General features: G+C 60.1%; 15 protein-coding genes. 12 read left to right on the top strand and 3 right to left on the bottom strand.

Features of this window, described 5'->3' with window-relative positions:
• Positions 1-44: 44 nt before the first annotated feature.
• From HKK54_RS02810 to HKK54_RS02770, 9 genes are all read left to right on the top strand, one after another.
• Positions 45-1,043, top strand: a complete 999-nt coding sequence (locus tag HKK54_RS02810; RefSeq protein ID WP_010169870.1) for an NAD-dependent epimerase/dehydratase family protein — start codon at positions 45-47, stop codon at positions 1,041-1,043.
• Between the two features lie 118 nt (positions 1,044-1,161).
• Complete coding sequence (locus HKK54_RS02805) at positions 1,162-1,989, top strand: ATPase (RefSeq protein WP_010169869.1); 828 nt, start codon at positions 1,162-1,164, stop codon at positions 1,987-1,989.
• A 156-nt stretch (positions 1,990-2,145) separates the two neighbouring features.
• Entirely contained in the window at positions 2,146-3,405 is a 1,260-nt protein-coding gene (locus HKK54_RS02800) for a D-mannose isomerase (RefSeq protein ID WP_169386103.1), read from the top strand.
• Between the two features lie 106 nt (positions 3,406-3,511).
• Complete coding sequence (locus HKK54_RS02795) at positions 3,512-4,798, top strand: ABC transporter substrate-binding protein (protein WP_010169867.1); 1,287 nt, start codon at positions 3,512-3,514, stop codon at positions 4,796-4,798.
• 88 nt (positions 4,799-4,886) lie between these two features.
• Positions 4,887-5,795: a carbohydrate ABC transporter permease gene (locus HKK54_RS02790; protein ID WP_010169866.1), complete on the top strand. Its 909-nt coding sequence runs from the start codon at positions 4,887-4,889 to the stop codon at positions 5,793-5,795.
• Positions 5,788-6,633, top strand: a complete 846-nt coding sequence (locus HKK54_RS02785) for a carbohydrate ABC transporter permease (protein ID WP_010169865.1) — start codon at positions 5,788-5,790, stop codon at positions 6,631-6,633. The genes HKK54_RS02790 and HKK54_RS02785 overlap by 8 nt, the downstream gene beginning before the upstream one ends.
• 2 nt (positions 6,634-6,635) lie before the next feature.
• Positions 6,636-7,796 (top strand): ABC transporter ATP-binding protein, encoded by a 1,161-nt coding sequence (locus HKK54_RS02780; protein WP_010169864.1) that lies wholly within the window; start codon positions 6,636-6,638, stop codon positions 7,794-7,796.
• Positions 7,797-7,895: 99 nt separating this feature from the next.
• Positions 7,896-9,242: a carbohydrate porin gene (locus HKK54_RS02775; RefSeq protein ID WP_010169863.1), complete on the top strand. Its 1,347-nt coding sequence runs from the start codon at positions 7,896-7,898 to the stop codon at positions 9,240-9,242.
• Between the two features lie 178 nt (positions 9,243-9,420).
• Positions 9,421-10,266 (top strand): D-hexose-6-phosphate mutarotase, encoded by an 846-nt coding sequence (locus tag HKK54_RS02770; protein ID WP_010169862.1) that lies wholly within the window; start codon positions 9,421-9,423, stop codon positions 10,264-10,266.
• Between the two features lie 155 nt (positions 10,267-10,421).
• On the opposite strand, the gene HKK54_RS02765 is transcribed toward HKK54_RS02770, so the two are convergent.
• Positions 10,422-11,282, bottom strand: coding sequence for a MurR/RpiR family transcriptional regulator (locus HKK54_RS02765; RefSeq protein ID WP_177090645.1), 861 nt, complete (start codon positions 11,280-11,282; stop codon positions 10,422-10,424).
• Between the two features lie 218 nt (positions 11,283-11,500).
• On the opposite strand from HKK54_RS02765, the gene zwf reads away from it, so the two are divergent.
• The 3 genes from zwf to HKK54_RS02750 are packed head-to-tail and all read left to right on the top strand — an operon-like array spanning position 11,501 to position 14,350.
• The gene (zwf, locus tag HKK54_RS02760; RefSeq protein ID WP_076015857.1) at positions 11,501-12,967 is read left to right on the top strand and encodes a glucose-6-phosphate dehydrogenase; all 1,467 of its coding nucleotides are present in this window, start codon (positions 11,501-11,503) and stop codon (positions 12,965-12,967) included.
• Complete coding sequence (gene pgl, locus HKK54_RS02755; protein ID WP_010169859.1) at positions 12,954-13,667, top strand: 6-phosphogluconolactonase; 714 nt, start codon at positions 12,954-12,956, stop codon at positions 13,665-13,667. Before zwf ends, pgl begins: the two co-directional genes overlap by 14 nt.
• Positions 13,668-13,684: 17 nt before the next feature.
• A complete protein-coding gene (locus tag HKK54_RS02750) occupies positions 13,685-14,350 on the top strand; it encodes a bifunctional 4-hydroxy-2-oxoglutarate aldolase/2-dehydro-3-deoxy-phosphogluconate aldolase (RefSeq protein ID WP_010169858.1) in 666 nt (221 codons plus the stop codon).
• Between the two features lie 932 nt (positions 14,351-15,282).
• On the opposite strand, the gene HKK54_RS02745 is transcribed toward HKK54_RS02750, so the two are convergent.
• Positions 15,283-16,458, bottom strand: a complete 1,176-nt coding sequence (locus tag HKK54_RS02745; protein ID WP_169386102.1) for an aminotransferase class V-fold PLP-dependent enzyme — start codon at positions 16,456-16,458, stop codon at positions 15,283-15,285.
• 12 nt (positions 16,459-16,470) lie between these two features.
• Positions 16,471-16,707 (bottom strand): DUF3820 family protein, encoded by a 237-nt coding sequence (locus HKK54_RS02740; protein WP_003213031.1) that lies wholly within the window; start codon positions 16,705-16,707, stop codon positions 16,471-16,473.
• Positions 16,708-16,770 lie beyond the last annotated feature (63 nt).

Here is a 16,770-nt window from a genome sequence, read left to right as displayed (position 1 = left end):
GTCAAGGCAACAGCGATGAAAAACGAAAGAATGCGGAGTAAGTCATGAAAATTCTGGTCACCGGCGCAAGCGGCTTCATTGGCGGGCGTTTTGCGCGTTTCGCCCTGGAGCAGGGCCTGGACGTGCGGGTCAACGGGCGGCGGGCCGAGGGTGTGGAACACTTGGTACGGCGCGGCGCCGAGTTTATCCAGGGTGATTTGAATGATCCGGACCTGGTGCGCGAGTTGTGTCGCGACGTCGAAGCCGTGGTGCACTGCGCCGGGGCCGTGGGGTTGTGGGGGCGTTACCAGGATTTCCACCAGGGCAATGTGCTCGTCACCGAAAACGTGGTGGAGGCCTGCCTGAAACAACGGGTCGGGCGTCTGGTACACCTGTCGTCGCCGTCGATCTACTTCGATGGCCGCGATCATCTGGGGCTGACTGAAGAACAGGTGCCCAAGCGCTTCAAGCATCCCTATGCGGCCACCAAATACCTGGCGGAGCAAAAGGTGTTCGGCGCCCAGGAGTTCGGCCTCGAAGTACTGGCCCTGCGCCCGCGGTTTGTCACGGGCGCCGGTGACATGAGCATCTTCCCGCGCCTGTTGAAAATGCAGCGCAAAAACCGCCTGGCAATTGTTGGCGATGGCCTGAACAAGGTCGATTTCACCAGCGTGCACAACCTCAATGAAGCCCTGCTCAGCGGTTTGCTCGCGACGGGCTCGGCGTTGGGCAAGGCCTACAACATCAGCAACGGTACCCCGGTGCCGGTGTGGGATGTGGTGAACTACGTGATGCGCCAAATGGACATGCCTCAGGTCACCCGTTACCGGTCCTACGGCTTGTCCTACAGTGTTGCGGCGCTCAATGAGGCGTTTTGCGCGATGTGGCCAGGGCGCCCGGAACCTGCTTTGTCACGGCTGGGCATGCAGGTCATGAACAAAGATTTCACCCTCGACATCACCCGCGCACGGCATTATCTCGACTACCAGCCCAAGGTCAGCCTGTGGGCGGCCCTCGACGAGTTTTGCAGTTGGTGGAAAGCCCAGGACGTGGGGCTTAAATAACCGGCAACACACCGGGAACCGAATTTGCGACCCGGGGTCGATCAGTGCGGCAGGCCAGGGGTTTATACTCCGGCGCTTGGCTATCCATATGCCACCTCAAAGGATTTAAGGTTGATTCATGCGTAACGATGCTAACGACGACTTTGACAACGTCCCCAGCCTGCGAGCTGACACCTCGGACGACGATGATTTTGAGCCTACGCCAGCCACGTCCGTGCGCTCCCGACCAACGCCGGTCGTCAAGGTCAAGAGCGCCAGTACCGGGCCGTTGTGGGCATTGGTCGGCGCGCTGCTGTTCGCCTTTGCCGGCCTTGCCTGGTGGAGCTTCCAGCAGATTTCCCTGATGGGCCAGCAACTGGTGGCGACCCAGGAAAGCTTCGCGCGCATCAGCGAAGAAGCGGCGGGGCGCCTGCAGGACATTTCCGGCAAGGTGGTGGCCAGCGAGGCCAATGTGAATAACGGCAGTGAAGCCCTGAAGCTACAGATCAAACAGCTGGAAACCCAGTTGCTGGAGCAGGGCAAGCAGCAGTTGGGTGTGGCGGGCCAGGCGACTGACCTCGATAAACGCCTGGAGCAAATGACCACCAGCACCACCCAACTGGCCGGCGCCAACGCGCAGTTGCAGGGCCAGGTCCAGGCGCTGACGGATGCCGTGGCAACCCTCAAGTCCCGGGACGCGGATTTCAAGGAACTCTCCGCCGACGTCGCCGCGCTGAAAAAACAGGGCAACCCTGCGGCCGCGATTGCCCGCCTGGAGCAAGACCTTGTGGTCCTCAAGAGCGAACAGGACAGCCGCGCGGCCGCCTCCGACGGCCCGACCAACAAGGAGTTCGACGTGTTCCGCATCCAGACCACGCGCAACGTCACCACCTTGCAGAGCCAGGTGCAGAACCTGCAGCAGCAGATCAACCAGCCGGCGCGGATCACTCCACTCGGGCAGCCATGATGTTGATCCCTTGTAGGAGTCATGCGCATGACTCCTACAAGCCCTAGCACACTCAATGTCACCATTCGGTGACATTTCCTACCTCCTTCGTTACTTGCCCTCGCCCCGCCCTTGTTTAGACTCCCGTCATCCCGCACATAATAAAAAGGGCTAATCATGACCACGCAACCACTGCCTGCCAGTAGTTGGCTGAACGCACCTGCCCATCACGCCTGGCTTGCCACTGAAGGCCAGCGCCTGCTGTCATTCGCCAAGGCGTCCAGGCTGCCTGAAGGCTTCGGCAACCTCGACGACCACGGCGTCTTGCCGCCCGATGCCGTCGCCGAAACCATGAACACCGCCCGCATGACCCACAGCTTCGCCATGGCCCACGGCCTGGGCTTGCCCGGTTATGCCGAGCTCGTGGAACACGGTGTCGCGGCCCTCAGCGGCCCGCTGCGCGACGCTCGGCACGGCGGCTGGTTTGCCAAGCCCGATGCCCGCGATGGCAACACCGGCAAGGCCGCCTACCTGCACGCCTTTGTGGCCCTGGCCGCCAGCTCTGCGGTAGTGGCCGGCGCACCCGGCGCCCAGACCTTGCTCAACGACGCGACCCACATCATCGACCAGTACTTCTGGAGCGAAGAGGAGGGCGCGATGCTCGAGTCCTTTGCCCAGGACTGGAGCGGTGTCGAAGCCTATCGCGGCGCCAACAGCAACATGCACGCCACCGAAGCCTTCCTGGCCCTGGCGGATGTCACCGGTGAAACCCGCTGGCTCGACCGGGCGCTGCGCATCGTCGAGCGGATTATTCATACCCATGCGGCGGAAAACCGGGACATGGTGATCGAACATTTCGACAGCCACTGGCAACCCCTGCGCGGTTACAACGAAGACAACCCGGCCGACGGTTTTCGCCCCTACGGCATCACCCCCGGCCACGGCTTTGAATGGGCGCGGTTGGTGTTGCACCTTGAGGCTGCGCGCCTGGACGCCGGGCTCGTCACCCCCGATTGGTTGTTGACCGACGCCAAGGGCCTGTTCGCCAGCGCCTGCGAATATGCCTGGGCGGTCGACGGTGCCCCCGGCATTGTCTATACCCTCGACTGGAGCCAGCGCCCAGTGGTGCGCGAGCGCCTGCACTGGACCCATTGCGAAGCCAGCGCCGCTGCCCAGGCGTTGCTCAAACGCACGGGAGAGCTGCACTACGAGACCTGGTACCGGCGCTTCTGGAAGTTCTGTGAAAGTCATTTCATCGACCGAACCCACGGCAGCTGGCACCACGAACTGAGCCCGAAAAACCAGCCCAGCGCCAAGATCTGGGGTGGCAAGCCGGACCTCTACCACGCCTGGCAGTCTGTATTGCTGCCGGGTCTACCCTTGTCACCGAGTATGGCCAGTGCCGTGGCCGCCGGGCGTTATGTCACCAAGTGGTGACATTTTGGCGTCCCTTTGTTACCTGCACCTGAAAAATCCCTGTTTAAACTCGTTTGCAGCGCAAGCACCGACTTGCATGCATAACAACAAGAAAAAAGGTACTCAGATGAAAGCGATCAGTCGCCTCGCCGTAGCTATTTCCGTTGCCTCGTTGTTTCCCCTCAGTGCTTTTGCCGCCGACTCGAAAGGGACGGTTGAAGTTGTGCATTGGTGGACCTCGGGTGGCGAGAAAGCGGCAGTAGATGTCCTGAAGGCCCAAGTTGAAAAAGACGGTTTCACCTGGAAAGACGGTGCCGTCGCCGGCGGTGGCGGTTCCACTGCCATGACCGTACTGAAAAGCCGCGCCGTTGCTGGCAACCCGCCAGGCATGGCCCAGATCAAAGGCCCCGACATCCAGGAATGGGCGTCCACCGGGCTGCTCGACACCGACGTCCTGAAGGTTCCCGCCAAAGAAGAAAAGTGGGACTCCCTGCTGGACAAGAAAGTCTCCGATACCGTGAAGTACGAAGGTGATTACGTGGCCGTGCCGGTGAACATTCACCGCGTCAACTGGCTGTGGATCAACCCGGAAGTCTTCAAGAAAGCCGGTATCGAAAAACCGCCTACCACCCTCGAAGAGTTCTACGCCGCTGGCGACAAGCTGAAGAAAGCCGGTTTCATTCCGCTCGCCCACGGTGGCCAGCCTTGGCAGGACAGCACCGTTTTCGAAGCAGTCGTGCTCTCGGTAATGGGGGCTGACGGTTACAAGAAAGCCCTGGTCGACCTGGACGAAAAAGCCCTGACCGGCCCTGAAATGATCAAGTCCCTGACCGAGCTGAAGAAAGTCGCGACCTACATGGACGTCGACGGCAAGGGCCAGGACTGGAACCTCGAAGCCGCCAAAGTCATCAACGGCAAGGCCGGCATGCAGATCATGGGTGACTGGGCCAAGAGTGAATGGACCGCCGCCAAGAAAGTCGCCGGCAAAGACTACGAGTGCGTAGCCTTCCCGGGCACCGACAAGGCGTTCACCTACAACATCGACTCCCTCGCGGTGTTCAAGCAGAAAGACAAAGGCACTGCTGCCGGTCAGCAGGACATCGCCAAAGTCGTGTTGAGCGAAAACTTCCAGAAAGTCTTCAGCATCAACAAGGGCTCGATCCCGGTTCGTATCGACATGTTGAAAGACATGGGCAAATACGGCTTTGACTCCTGCGCCCAGACTGCCGCCAAGGACTTCCTGGCAGACGCCCAGACCGGCGGCCTGCAGCCAAGCATGGCGCACAACATGGCGACCACGCTGGCCGTACAAGGCGCGTTCTTTGACGTAGTCACCAACTACATCAACAACCCGGCCGCTGATCCGGCAGCCACCGCGAAGCAACTGTACAGCGCGGTCAAGTCGGCCAAGTAACGGTTAGTACTGAATGGCCTTGCGGGGGGACCCCTAACCCCCGCAAGGCATGTTCCTGTAGTCCTTTTTCCCTGTACTGGATTTTCCCATGAGTTCTGTTGCTGTGTTCAGCAAAGCCTCGCCGTTCGATGCACTGCAGCGCTGGCTACCCAAACTGGTGCTGGCGCCGAGCATGTTCATCGTTCTGGTGGGCTTCTATGGCTACATCCTGTGGACGTTTGTGCTGTCGTTCACTAACTCGACTTTCCTGCCGACCTACAAGTTCGTGGGCCTGGCTCAATACGCGCGCTTGTTCGACAACGACCGCTGGTGGGTCGCGAGCAAGAACCTCGCGGTGTTCGGTGGCATGTTCATCGGCATCACGTTGGTGATCGGCGTGACGCTGGCGATTTTCCTCGACCAGAAAATCCGTCGCGAAGGTTTTATCCGCACCATTTACCTGTACCCGATGGCGCTCTCGATGATCGTTACCGGTACCGCCTGGAAATGGCTGCTCAACCCGGGCATGGGCCTGGACAAACTGCTGCGGGACTGGGGCTGGGAAGGCTTTCGCCTGGACTGGCTGATCGACCCGGACCGTGTGGTGTATTGCCTGGTGATCGCCGCTGTGTGGCAAGCCTCGGGCTTCATCATGGCGATGTTCCTCGCCGGCCTGCGCGGTGTTGATCAATCGATCATCCGTGCTGCGCAGATCGACGGCGCGAGCATGCCGCGCATCTACTGGAAAGTGGTGCTGCCAAGCCTGCGTCCGGTGTTCTTCAGTGCGGTGATGATTCTGGCGCACATCGCGATCAAGAGTTTCGACCTGGTGGCGGCCATGACCGCGGGTGGTCCGGGTTACTCCTCCGACCTGCCGGCGATGTTCATGTACTCCTTCACCTTCAGCCGCGGCCAGATGGGCATGGGCTCGGCCAGTGCGATTCTGATGCTCGGTGCGATTCTCGCAATCATCGTGCCTTACCTGTACTCCGAGCTAAGGACCAAGCGCAATGACTAGTCTTGTCGGCAAACCTGCCATCAGCCTGAGCCGCATCGCGATCTACGCGGTGCTGATCCTCGCTGTCCTGTTGTACCTGGTGCCGTTGGTGGTCATGTTGCTGACCAGCTTCAAGACCCCGGAAGACATCAGCACCGGCAACCTGCTGAGCTGGCCTTCCGTTGTCACCGGCATTGGCTGGGTGAAAGCCTGGGCCACGGTTGACGGTTACTTCTGGAACTCGATCAAGATCACCGTTCCGGCCGTGCTGATCTCCACCGCCATCGGTGCATTGAACGGCTACGTGCTGTCGATGTGGCGTTTTCGCGGCTCGCAGTTGTTCTTCGGCCTGCTGCTGTTCGGCTGCTTCCTGCCGTTCCAGACCGTGCTGCTGCCAGCCTCGTTCACCCTCGGCAAGATGGGCCTCGCCAGTACCACCACGGGCCTGGTGTTCGTGCACATCGTCTACGGACTGGCGTTTACTACACTGTTCTTCCGTAACTACTACGTCAGCATTCCCGATGCACTGGTGAAGGCGGCACGCCTGGATGGCGCGGGGTTCTTCACGATCTTCCGCCTGATCATCCTGCCGATGTCGACACCGATCATCATGGTGTGCCTGATCTGGCAGTTCACGCAGATCTGGAACGACTTCCTGTTCGGCGTGGTGTTCTCCAGCGGTGATTCGCAGCCCATCACAGTGGCGCTGAACAACCTGGTCAACACCAGTACCGGGGTCAAGGAATATAACGTTGATATGGCGGCGGCGATGATCGCCGGGCTGCCGACCCTGCTGGTCTATGTGGTCGCAGGCAAGTATTTCGTGCGCGGCCTGACGGCCGGCGCGGTCAAGGGGTAATCATGGCAACGCTTGAACTTCGTAACGTAAACAAGACCTACGGTACCGGCCTGCCGGACACCCTGAAGAACATCGAACTGTCGATCAAGGAAGGTGAGTTCCTGATCCTGGTCGGGCCTTCGGGTTGCGGCAAGTCGACCTTGATGAACTGCATTGCCGGCCTGGAAAACATCACCGGCGGCGCGATCATGATCGGCGATCAGGACGTGAGCGGCATGAGTCCCAAGGATCGCGACATCGCCATGGTGTTCCAGTCCTACGCGCTGTACCCGACCATGAGCGTGCGCGAGAACATCGAGTTCGGCCTGAAGATTCGCAAGATGCCCCAGGCGGCGATCGACGAAGAAGTGGCGCGCGTCGCCAAGCTGCTGCAGATCGAGCACCTGCTCAATCGCAAGCCGGGCCAACTCTCGGGCGGCCAGCAACAGCGCGTGGCCATGGGCCGTGCACTGGCGCGTCGTCCGAAGATCTACCTGTTCGACGAACCGCTGTCCAACCTCGACGCCAAGCTGCGGGTCGAGATGCGTACCGAAATGAAACTGATGCACCAGCGTCTGAAAACCACCACCGTCTACGTCACCCACGATCAGATCGAAGCGATGACCCTGGGCGACAAAGTAGCGGTGATGAAGGACGGCATCATCCAGCAGTTCGGCACGCCGAAAGAGATCTACAACGACCCGGCCAACCTGTTCGTGGCGAGCTTTATCGGTTCGCCGCCGATGAACTTCATTCCACTGCGCCTGCAACGCAAGGACGGCCGCCTGGTGGCGTTGCTGGACAGCGGCCAGGCTCGGTGTGAATTGCCGCTGAGCATGAACGATGCAGGCCTTGAAGACCGCGAAGTGATCCTGGGCCTGCGCCCGGAGCAGATCGTGCTGGCCGCAGCCGAAGCCACCGGCGCACCGACCATTCGGGCCGAGGTGCAAGTCACCGAACCGACTGGCCCGGACACCCTGGTGTTCGTGCAAATCAATGACACCAAGGTCTGCTGCCGCCTGGCGCCCGATGTGGCGCCGCAGGTGGGCGAGACCCTGACCCTGCAGTTCGATCCGGCCAAGGTGTTGCTGTTCGACGCCAAGACCGGTGAGCGTCTGGGCACTGCCGCTTCGTTGCCTGCACAGGAGCGCAGTGACAACGTCGCTCAATTCAAGGGACGTTGAATGGCAGGAGCGGGCACGCTCCTGTCGGGGAACCAGGGACAAAGAAGTAAACCGCGTTAGATAAAAACAGTTAATAACAATAAAGACGAGGATGTAGGGATGAAAAAGCAACACAACAACACCCGGCTGATCTGCCAACTGTCAGCAGCAGCAGCCCTGGTATTGTCCGCCAATGCGATGGCGGCCGATGCATTCAGCTCCGATTCCAAGTGGATGACCGGCGATTGGGGCGGTGAGCGTACCAAGCTGATCGAGCAAGGTATCGACATCAAGGCGGATTACGTAGGTGAAGTCGGTGGCAACCTCAGCGGTGGCTACAACAACGACAAAACTGCCCGTTACGCTGACCAGTTCGGTCTGGGCGTAGCACTGGACCTGGACAAGCTGTGGGGCTGGAGCAACACCCAGGCCAAGATCCAGTTGACCAATCGTAATGGTGCGAACATCTCCAACGACCGTATCGGTGACCCGCGTGCCGGCACCTTGAGTTCGTCTCAAGAAGTCGACGGCCGTGGCCACATGGTGCGTCTGACGCAGTTCTGGATTCAGCACCAGATGTTCGACAACAAGCTGGACGTGAAACTCGGTTACTTCGGTGAAGGCGAAGACTTCAACACCTTCCCGTGCGACTTCCAGAACCTGTCGTTCTGCGGCTCCCAGGTCGGTAACTATGTAAACACCTGGTACAACTGGCCAGTCAGCCAGGCGGCTATCCGCGTGAAGTACAACATCACGCCTGAGCTGTATGCGCAAATCGGTGCGTACAACCAGAACCCGTCGCAGTTGGAGCACGGCAACGGCTTCAAACTCAGCGGCAGCGGCACCAAGGGCACCGTATTGCCGGTGGAATTGGTCTGGTCGCCTAAGGTCAACGGCCTGCCGGGCGAATACCGTGTGGGTTACTACAAGAGCACCGCCGATGCCACCGACGTACGTGAAGACGTCAACGGCAACGATGCTGGCACCACGGGCGCAGCTTTCCGTGTTCGCAGCAGCAAAAGCGGTTACTGGGGCGTTCTGCAACAGCAACTCACCACCCACAATGGCGACGCTTCCCGCGGCTTGAACATCGCGGCCAACGTCACCTTCCACGACAAAGACACCAACCTGGTCGACAACTACCAGTCGCTGATGCTTGTGTACAAGGGCCCATTCGACGCACGTACCAAAGATGACGTGGGTATCGGTGTGTCCCGTATCCACGCCAACAGTGACGTGAAGAAAAACGCCGAGTTGCTCAATGCCGCTGGCGGTTTCACCGATTACGATCAGTCGGGCTACGCACCGCTGCGTAACACTGAGTACAACGTCGAACTGAACTATGGTTTCCACGTCACCAACTGGCTGACCGTGCGTCCTAACCTGCAATACATCGCCAACCCAGGCGGCGTGAAGCAGGTCGACAACGCGGTAGTCGCGGGCCTGAAAATTCAGTCTACGTTCTAACGCTGTTGCGATAAGCTCCTTCTCTCTGTGCGCATTTTGCGGGTAGCCATGGCTATCCGCTTTTTTTTGTGTGGGAGCTGGCTTGCCTGCGATGCGAGCCCCGCGGTGTATCTGCCACACCGAGGCGATGCCATCGCAGGCAAGCCAGCTCCTACAAGGATTTTCAGGACCGTGGCACATGCATGAGCATCCGCTGCAACGCTTTTTCAAATCCCTGCGCGAGCGACCGGTATTCGCCTGGGAACGCTTTCAGATGCGCGATGTGTTGGTGATCGATCACCCGCTCTGCCAGGCGGTGTTCAGTCGCCAGGGCGCGCAATTGCTGCACTTTCAGCCCAAGGGCCAGAAACCCTGGCTGTGGTGCGCGGCCAAGTGGCCGCAGGTCGGCGCCATTCGTGGCGGCGTGCCGGTGTGTTGGCCGTGGTATGGCCGCCATCCCAGCGAAAACGCGTGGCCGTCCCATGGTTGGGCACGGCTGATCGACTGGAAACTGCTGGACAGCAGCACCGACGACGACGGCGTGCGTTTGCACTGGCAATTGCAGTTATGCGATTGGCAGGTGGACCTGCATGCACACCTGGGGGAAACCCTGGAACTGCGCCTGGCCACCGAGCATCAGGACGAGCTTCCGTGCCAACTGAGCCATGCTTTGCACGCCTATTGGCGAATTGGCAACGTCGGTGAGATAGCGCTGTCTGGGCTCGATGGGGCGCAGGGCTACGACCAGCTCAATCGCCAGGTTTGCCAGCAGGAAGGTGAGTTGCGGGTCGATGGCGGCTGTCAGCGGGTGTTCCAGCACGAGGGCGAGTTGCACCTCAAGGACCATGCCTGGCAGCGTGAGTTGTGCATCGATACCGGCGAGAGTGCCGACACGGTGGTGTGGCACCCGGGCAGCCGGCCGTTGCTGGGGGTGAGCTTCAACGAGGCGTCGGGGTTTGTGTGTGTGGAGTCGGCGATGGCCGGTGCGAGCCTGGCGCCGGGGGAGAGGGCGCATTTGAGTTTGCAGGCGCGGGTGGGTGCCTGAGGCCTGTGGTGAGCGGGCTTGCCCCGCGCTGGGCTGCGAAGCGGCCCTGAAACCAGCCACCGAGATATACCTGAATCAACTCGGCGAGCTTAATAGGACCGCTTCGCGGCCCAGCGCGGGGCAAGCCCGCTCACCACAGTCGCGTAGATTTCGAACTAGTTGAACTCATCCCCAACCGGATACCGGCTGTCATTCAAGCTCTCTTTGATCTTGCGTAAATGCGGCTGGAAATCCACCCCGCGACGCAAGGTCATGCCCGTGGCCAGCACGTCCAACACCGTCAGCTGGATGATCCGCGAGGTCATCGGCATGTAGATGTCGGTGTCTTCCGGCAACGGAATGTTCAGGCTCACGGTACTGACCTTGGCCAGTGGCGAGTTCTCGGCCGTTACGCCCAGCACCGAAGCACCGTTTTCCCGCGCAATACGCGCCACTTCCACCAACTCACGGGTACGCCCGGTGTAGGAAATGATCACGAATAACTCGCCGGTATGGGCCACCGAGGCGATCATCCGCTGCATCAGCACATCGGCATGGGCCGTGACCGACAGGTTGAAACGGAAAAACTTGTGCAGGGCATCCATGGCCACCGGCGCCGAAGCCCCGAGGCCAAAGAAGTGGATCTGCCGGGCCTGGATCAGCAGGTCCACGGCCTTGCTGATCAGGTTCGGGTCCAGGGCCTGGCAGGCGCTGTCCAGGGAGGCGATGGCGCTGCCAAAGATCTTCTGGGTGTAGGCCTCGGGGTTGTCATCGGCCCCTACCGCGCGGCTGACATACGCCGCGCCGCTGGCCAAACTTTGCGCCAGCTGCAATTTAAGTTCAGGGTAACCACTCACGCCGAACGAGCGGCAGAAGCGGTTCACTGTAGGTTCGCTGACCGAAGCGGCCTGGGCGAGGGCGGCGATAGAGAAGCGGGTCGCCTGCTGCGGGTTGAGCAGGATGACCTCGGCGACTTTACGTTCAGCCTTGTTCAGTTCTTCGAGGCGTTTCTGGATCTGTTCCAGTAGATTTCGCACGCGGTCCATTCATGTTTCCTTAGGGCGACGATGCAAATAAGGGTCGTCAACCAGTCGACGAGCGGCCCTTTGCGGTGGCCTATCCTACTTAGGGTAGTTGAACACCACCACTCGGAATACGTTTTTTGGGAAAATGTTGTGGTTATTACTACATTTTTCCTTGAGTGATGCCTTAAAAAAAGGTATTTGTAGCTTAACTTGATAAAAGAACAAACATCATGCCTTCGATAACCGTAGAACCCTGCACCTTTGCCCTGTTTGGCGCCTTGGGTGATCTGGCGCTGCGCAAGTTATTTCCTGCCCTTTATCAACTCGATGGTGCGGGCCTCCTGCACGAAGACACGCGCATCCTGGCCCTGGCCCGTGAGGCGGGTTCCGAGCAGCAGCACCTGGCCCACATCGAAAAAGAATTGCGCAGCTACGTCGGCAAGGAACTGGACGAAACCGTCGCCCAGCGCTTCCTGGCCCGCCTGACGTACCTGCACGTCGACTTCCTGAAAGCCGACGACTATGTTGCCCTGGCGGAAAAAGCCGGCACTGAACAACGCCTGATTGCCTACTTCGCCACCCCGGCGGCGGTGTACGGCGCGATCTGCGAGAACCTGTCCAAGGTCGGCCTGGCGGAAAACACCCGCGTGGTCCTGGAAAAACCCATCGGCTCGGACCTCGATTCGTCGCGCAAGGTCAACGACGCCGTGGCGCAGTTTTTCCCGGAAAACCGCACCTACCGCATCGACCACTACCTGGGCAAAGAAACCGTCCAGAACCTGATTGCCCTGCGTTTTGCCAACAGCCTGTTTGAAACCCAGTGGAACCAGAACTACATCTCCCACGTGGAAATCACCGTGGCCGAGCAGGTCGGCATCGAAGGTCGCTGGGGTTACTTCGACAAGGCCGGGCAACTGCGGGACATGATCCAGAATCACCTGCTGCAGCTGCTGTGCCTGATCGCCATGGACCCGCCGGCCGACCTGTCTGCCGACAGTATTCGTGACGAGAAGGTCAAGGTGCTCAAGGCCCTGGCGCCGATCAGCCCCGATGGCCTGACCACCCAAGTGGTGCGCGGCCAATACATCGCCGGCTACAGCGCCGGCAAGCCGGTGCCGGGTTACCTCGAAGAAGAGAATTCCAACACCCAGAGCGACACCGAGACCTTCGTCGCGCTGCGGGCCGATATTCGTAACTGGCGTTGGGCCGGGGTGCCGTTCTACCTGCGCACCGGCAAGCGCATGCCGCAAAAGCTGTCGCAGATCGTCATCCACTTCAAGGAACCGTCCCACTACATCTTCGCTCCCGAGCAGCGCTTGCAGATCAGCAACAAGCTGATCATCCGCCTGCAACCGGACGAAGGTATTTCCTTGCGCGTGATGACCAAGGAGCAGGGCCTGGACAAGGGCATGCAACTGCGCAGCGGGCCACTGCAACTGAATTTTTCCGACACCTATCGCAGCGCGCGGATTCCCGATGCCTACGAGCGGTTGTTACTTGAAGTCATGCGCGGCAACCAGAACCTGTTTGTGCGCAAAGATGAAATTGAAGCCGCGTGGAAGTGGTGTGACCAGTTGATCGCCGGGTGGAAAAAGTCCGGTGATGCGCCCAAGCCGTACGCGGCGGGGTCCTGGGGGCCGATGAGCTCGATTGCACTGATCACGCGGGACGGGAGGTCTTGGTATGGCGATATCTGAACTGAAACTGCCTCAGGGCGTCACTGCCCATGAGTACCGCACCGCGGCGCTGCTGGCCGACGGCCTGGCCAATGACGTGGCCGAACAACTGCGCACGGCCATCAGTGCCCGTGGCGAAGCGACCCTGGTGGTGTCCGGTGGCCGCAGCCCGGTGGCGTTCTTCCAGAACCTCGCCAAGCAAGGCCTGGACTGGTCCAAGGTGACCATCACCCTGGCCGACGAGCGTTGGGTGCCGGTGGAACACGCCGACAGCAATGCCGGCCTGTTGAAAAAGTATTTACTGCAAGGGCCGGCGGCCAAGGCGAAGTTCCTGAGCCTGTACAGCGTCGCCGCCACCCTGGAGCAGGCTGCCGAGCAGGCCGATCGCCTGCTGGCCGAGTTGCCGGCGATTGACGTGCTGGTACTGGGCATGGGCGACGACGGCCACACCGCGTCGCTGTTCCCCAACAGCCCGAACCTGGCTGATGCACTCAAGCCAGATGGCAGCCGTCGTTGCTGGCCAATGCTGGCGCCGACCGTGCCGCACCAGCGCCTGACCATGAGTCGCGCATTGCTGGCCACCGCCCACTACACCGTGCTGTCGATTTCCGGCAGCTCGAAATTGACCACCTTGAGCGCCGCGCTGGCCAGTGACGACGTTGCTGCCATGCCGATACGCGCGTTTTTGCAACCTACTTTAGAGATTTACTGGTGCCCATGAGCCAAGGATCAGCCGCGATGAACAGCCCTCAACCTACCGTTTCCATGGCGGACAAAGTTGCCTTGATCGACAGCCTCTGCGCCAAGGCGCGGATCCTGCCGGTGATCACCATTGCCCGTGAACAGGACATTCTGCCGCTGGCCGATGCCCTGGCCGCCGGTGGTTTGACCGCACTGGAAGTGACCCTGCGTTCGCAGTTCGGCCTGAAGGCCATCCAGGTGCTGCGTGAGCAGCGTCCGGAGCTGTGCACCGGCGCCGGTACCGTGCTGGATCGTCATATGCTGGAAGCGGCCGAAGTGGCCGGTTCGCAATTTATCGTCACCCCGGGCATTACCCGTGACCTGCTGGAAGCCTCGGTGCACAGCCCGATTCCGCTGTTGCCTGGCATCAGCAATGCTTCCGGGATCATGGAAGGTTATGGCCTGGGTTATCGCCGCTTCAAGCTGTTCCCGGCTGAAGTCAGCGGTGGCGTGGCGGCCATCAAAGCGTTGGGCGGCCCGTTTGGCGAAGTGAAATTCTGCCCGACTGGCGGTGTGGGCCCGGCCAACATCAAGAGCTACATGGCCTTGAAGAATGTGATGTGCGTGGGCGGTAGCTGGATGCTGGACCCTGAGTGGGTCAAGAACGGCGACTGGGCACGTATCCAGGAAACCACCGCCGAGGCGCTGGCCCTGCTGGACTGATTGGATTTACCGAATCGTTGTTGCTGTGTTCTACGGCATTTTTGCGGCGCACTTGGTCGGTGTGCCGCTTTTTTTTGCCTGCTGGAAACCTTCAGGGCTGACTGAGTACATATCCGTTATTTAGGTAACGGCGGCTTATGGTTTCGCTCTTACAGCGAGTCACTTTGCAAAAGCGGCAAAGTAACCAAAGCGCTCTGCCCCGCCTGTCGGCACCTCGCTAAGGCTCGGTGTTCCCTCACTCCGGCATTGCTCCGCGGGCCGCCGCGACGGGGCGTCCCTGCCCCGTCGCGGCTAAACCGGCGTCCTGCCGGTTTACCCGCTCCTCAATCCCTGCGTTCGGCCTCGGGCTGAGTGGGGCAGTCAGAGCCAGATCAAAAGCAAGAGCACAGCGGCCTACAGGCCGGCTTGAGTGGTAGAAACCAGATCAAAAGCCACAGCCAAAGCCAAAGCCAAATCTGAAACTGATGCAGCTCTGCTTTTCTGTGGGAGCTGGCTTGCCTGCGATGCAGACAACTCGGTTTTTCAGATGCACCGAGGTGATGCTATCGCAGGCAAGCCAGCTCCTACAGTTGGACCGTGCCCGCTTTAGATTTTGATGTTGCCTTTGCTTCACACCACTCAAGCCGGCCTGTAGGCCGCTGTGCTGTTGATCTGCTTTTGATCTTGATCTTAGGCGCCCCGTTAAACCACGCTGGCCGAACGCAGGTAGTACGGAGCGGGTAAACCGGCAGGACGCCGGTTTAGCCGCGACGGGGCAGGGACGCCCCGTCGCGGCGGCCCGCGGAGTAGTACCGGAGTGAGGGCACACCGAGCCTAGGCGAGGTGCCGAGTGGTGGGGCAAGAGCGTTTTGCTTACTTTTGCGCTGTTCAAAAGTGAGCCGCTGTAAGAGCGGAACCCTAAGTGGCCGTTACCTAAATAACGGATATACACGCTAGGTCGCGCTCAGTTCTGTGATGGCCTTGATCAACACGTGGATGTCCGCCGCTGACGTCAGAAACCCCGGCGTCACCCGAATACAACTGCCGAACGACGCGCCGCTGCGGGTCGTGGTAAACAGGTCATATTCCTTGAGCAACCGATCCGCCATCACCTGTTGATCCGGCTGATCAGTGAACTTGAACGAGGTGATTGCGCAATACAGCCGAGGATCGTCCGGCGTCAGCACTTCAATTCCCGGCAACTGCCGCACCTCGCTCACCCACAAATCCCGCAGGTAGTTGAGCCGGGCGCCTTTGGCCTTCGAACCGCCCAATGCCCGATGCTCTTCGAACACCAGCGGCAACGTCATCAGTGCCGGGAAATTCGGCGTGCTGTACGGCGTACGCGCACGTACATCGGTGACCGGGTAGTGAAACTCGCCCATGTCGGGATCAATGTCCGCCAGCCGCTGCGGGTCGATATAGATAAAGCCCAGGGTCAGCGGCGCGCCAATCCATTTGTGCAGATTAAAGCCGGCAAACGCGATGCCCAACTGCGCCAGGTTGAACTCGATCTGCCCCAACGCATGGGCGCCATCCAGGATCACATCAATCCCGTGTTCTTTGGCTGCGGTGGCAATCGCCTCCACCGGCATTACCAGTCCGGTGCGGTGGGTCACATAGGTCAGTGCGAGCAATTTCAGACGCGGGTAGAGCACGAACGCATCGCGATACGTCTGCACCAGGCTATCGAAACTGGCCGGGTGTTCGTGGGCAATCTCGATGACCTCCACCCCACGGTTCTGCGCCAGCCAGCGCATGGCGCCCTTGACCGTGTCGTATTCCAGGTCGCTGATCAGTACCTGGTCGCCCGGCTGCAGGCGGTTGTAGTTGCGGATCAGCGACTGCAACGCATCCGAGGCGCAGCGGGTGAGGGCGACGGCTTCAGGGTCGGCGTCCATTAAATGCGCCAACTGGTTACGAATCTCGAGGTTTTCGCCCTGCTCGAAACGCTGGCGAACATGGATCGAATTGCTGCGATTGATGAAGGCTACGTGGTCCTGATACTGCTGCAGCACCGCGCGGCTCATGCGCCCGAAGTACCCGTTTTCGAGGTTGATCGGGCCGGGCTCAAGGTCGTAGCGCTGGGCGATTTGGTGCCAGTGTTGTTCGTCGCGGGTACTGTCCATGTGCGTGCTCTATTAATGACGAGGGGCTGGCTTGCCGTGTTTGGCGCGCAGGGGTTCCAGCAGTTCGGATAAGCCGTTGTGGTCGATTTCCTGCATCAGTGCCAGTAACCCACCCAACTCGCCGTGGGGGAAACCTTCACGGGCAAACCAGTTCAGGTAGGGCCCAGGCAGGTCGGCAATGATCCGGCCCTTGTACTTGCCGAAGGGCATTTCGCGGGTGATCAGCAGTTCAAGTTTTTCAGGGTTCATTGGGGCTTCAAGTGTTTGAGTCGATGCGTTGGAAAATACAGGCATTCTGCATGGAGGCCAAAT

The sequence above is a fragment of the Pseudomonas sp. ADAK13 genome, assembly GCF_012935715.1.
Classification (GTDB): domain Bacteria; phylum Pseudomonadota; class Gammaproteobacteria; order Pseudomonadales; family Pseudomonadaceae; genus Aquipseudomonas.
Note: the sequence above shows the minus strand (reverse complement) of the source record. Positions and strands in the feature narration are given on the sequence as shown.

Bases quoted from the DNA above. Each gene is read 5' to 3' on its own strand.
- HKK54_RS02810 (WP_010169870.1), top strand. From the start codon at position 45: ATGAAAATTCTGGTCACCGGCGCAAGCGGCTTCATTGGCGGGCGTTTT.
- HKK54_RS02805 (WP_010169869.1), top strand. From the start codon at position 1,162: ATGCGTAACGATGCTAACGACGACTTTGACAACGTCCCCAGCCTGCGA.
- HKK54_RS02800 (WP_169386103.1), top strand. From the start codon at position 2,146: ATGACCACGCAACCACTGCCTGCCAGTAGTTGGCTGAACGCACCTGCC.
- HKK54_RS02795 (WP_010169867.1), top strand. From the start codon at position 3,512: ATGAAAGCGATCAGTCGCCTCGCCGTAGCTATTTCCGTTGCCTCGTTG.
- HKK54_RS02790 (WP_010169866.1), top strand. From the start codon at position 4,887: ATGAGTTCTGTTGCTGTGTTCAGCAAAGCCTCGCCGTTCGATGCACTG.
- HKK54_RS02785 (WP_010169865.1), top strand. From the start codon at position 5,788: ATGACTAGTCTTGTCGGCAAACCTGCCATCAGCCTGAGCCGCATCGCG.
- HKK54_RS02780 (WP_010169864.1), top strand. From the start codon at position 6,636: ATGGCAACGCTTGAACTTCGTAACGTAAACAAGACCTACGGTACCGGC.
- HKK54_RS02775 (WP_010169863.1), top strand. From the start codon at position 7,896: ATGAAAAAGCAACACAACAACACCCGGCTGATCTGCCAACTGTCAGCA.
- HKK54_RS02770 (WP_010169862.1), top strand. From the start codon at position 9,421: ATGCATGAGCATCCGCTGCAACGCTTTTTCAAATCCCTGCGCGAGCGA.
- zwf (WP_076015857.1), top strand. From the start codon at position 11,501: ATGCCTTCGATAACCGTAGAACCCTGCACCTTTGCCCTGTTTGGCGCC.
- pgl (WP_010169859.1), top strand. From the start codon at position 12,954: ATGGCGATATCTGAACTGAAACTGCCTCAGGGCGTCACTGCCCATGAG.
- HKK54_RS02750 (WP_010169858.1), top strand. From the start codon at position 13,685: ATGAACAGCCCTCAACCTACCGTTTCCATGGCGGACAAAGTTGCCTTG.
- HKK54_RS02745 (WP_169386102.1), bottom strand. From the start codon at position 16,458: ATGGACAGTACCCGCGACGAACAACACTGGCACCAAATCGCCCAGCGC.
- HKK54_RS02740 (WP_003213031.1), bottom strand. From the start codon at position 16,707: ATGAACCCTGAAAAACTTGAACTGCTGATCACCCGCGAAATGCCCTTC.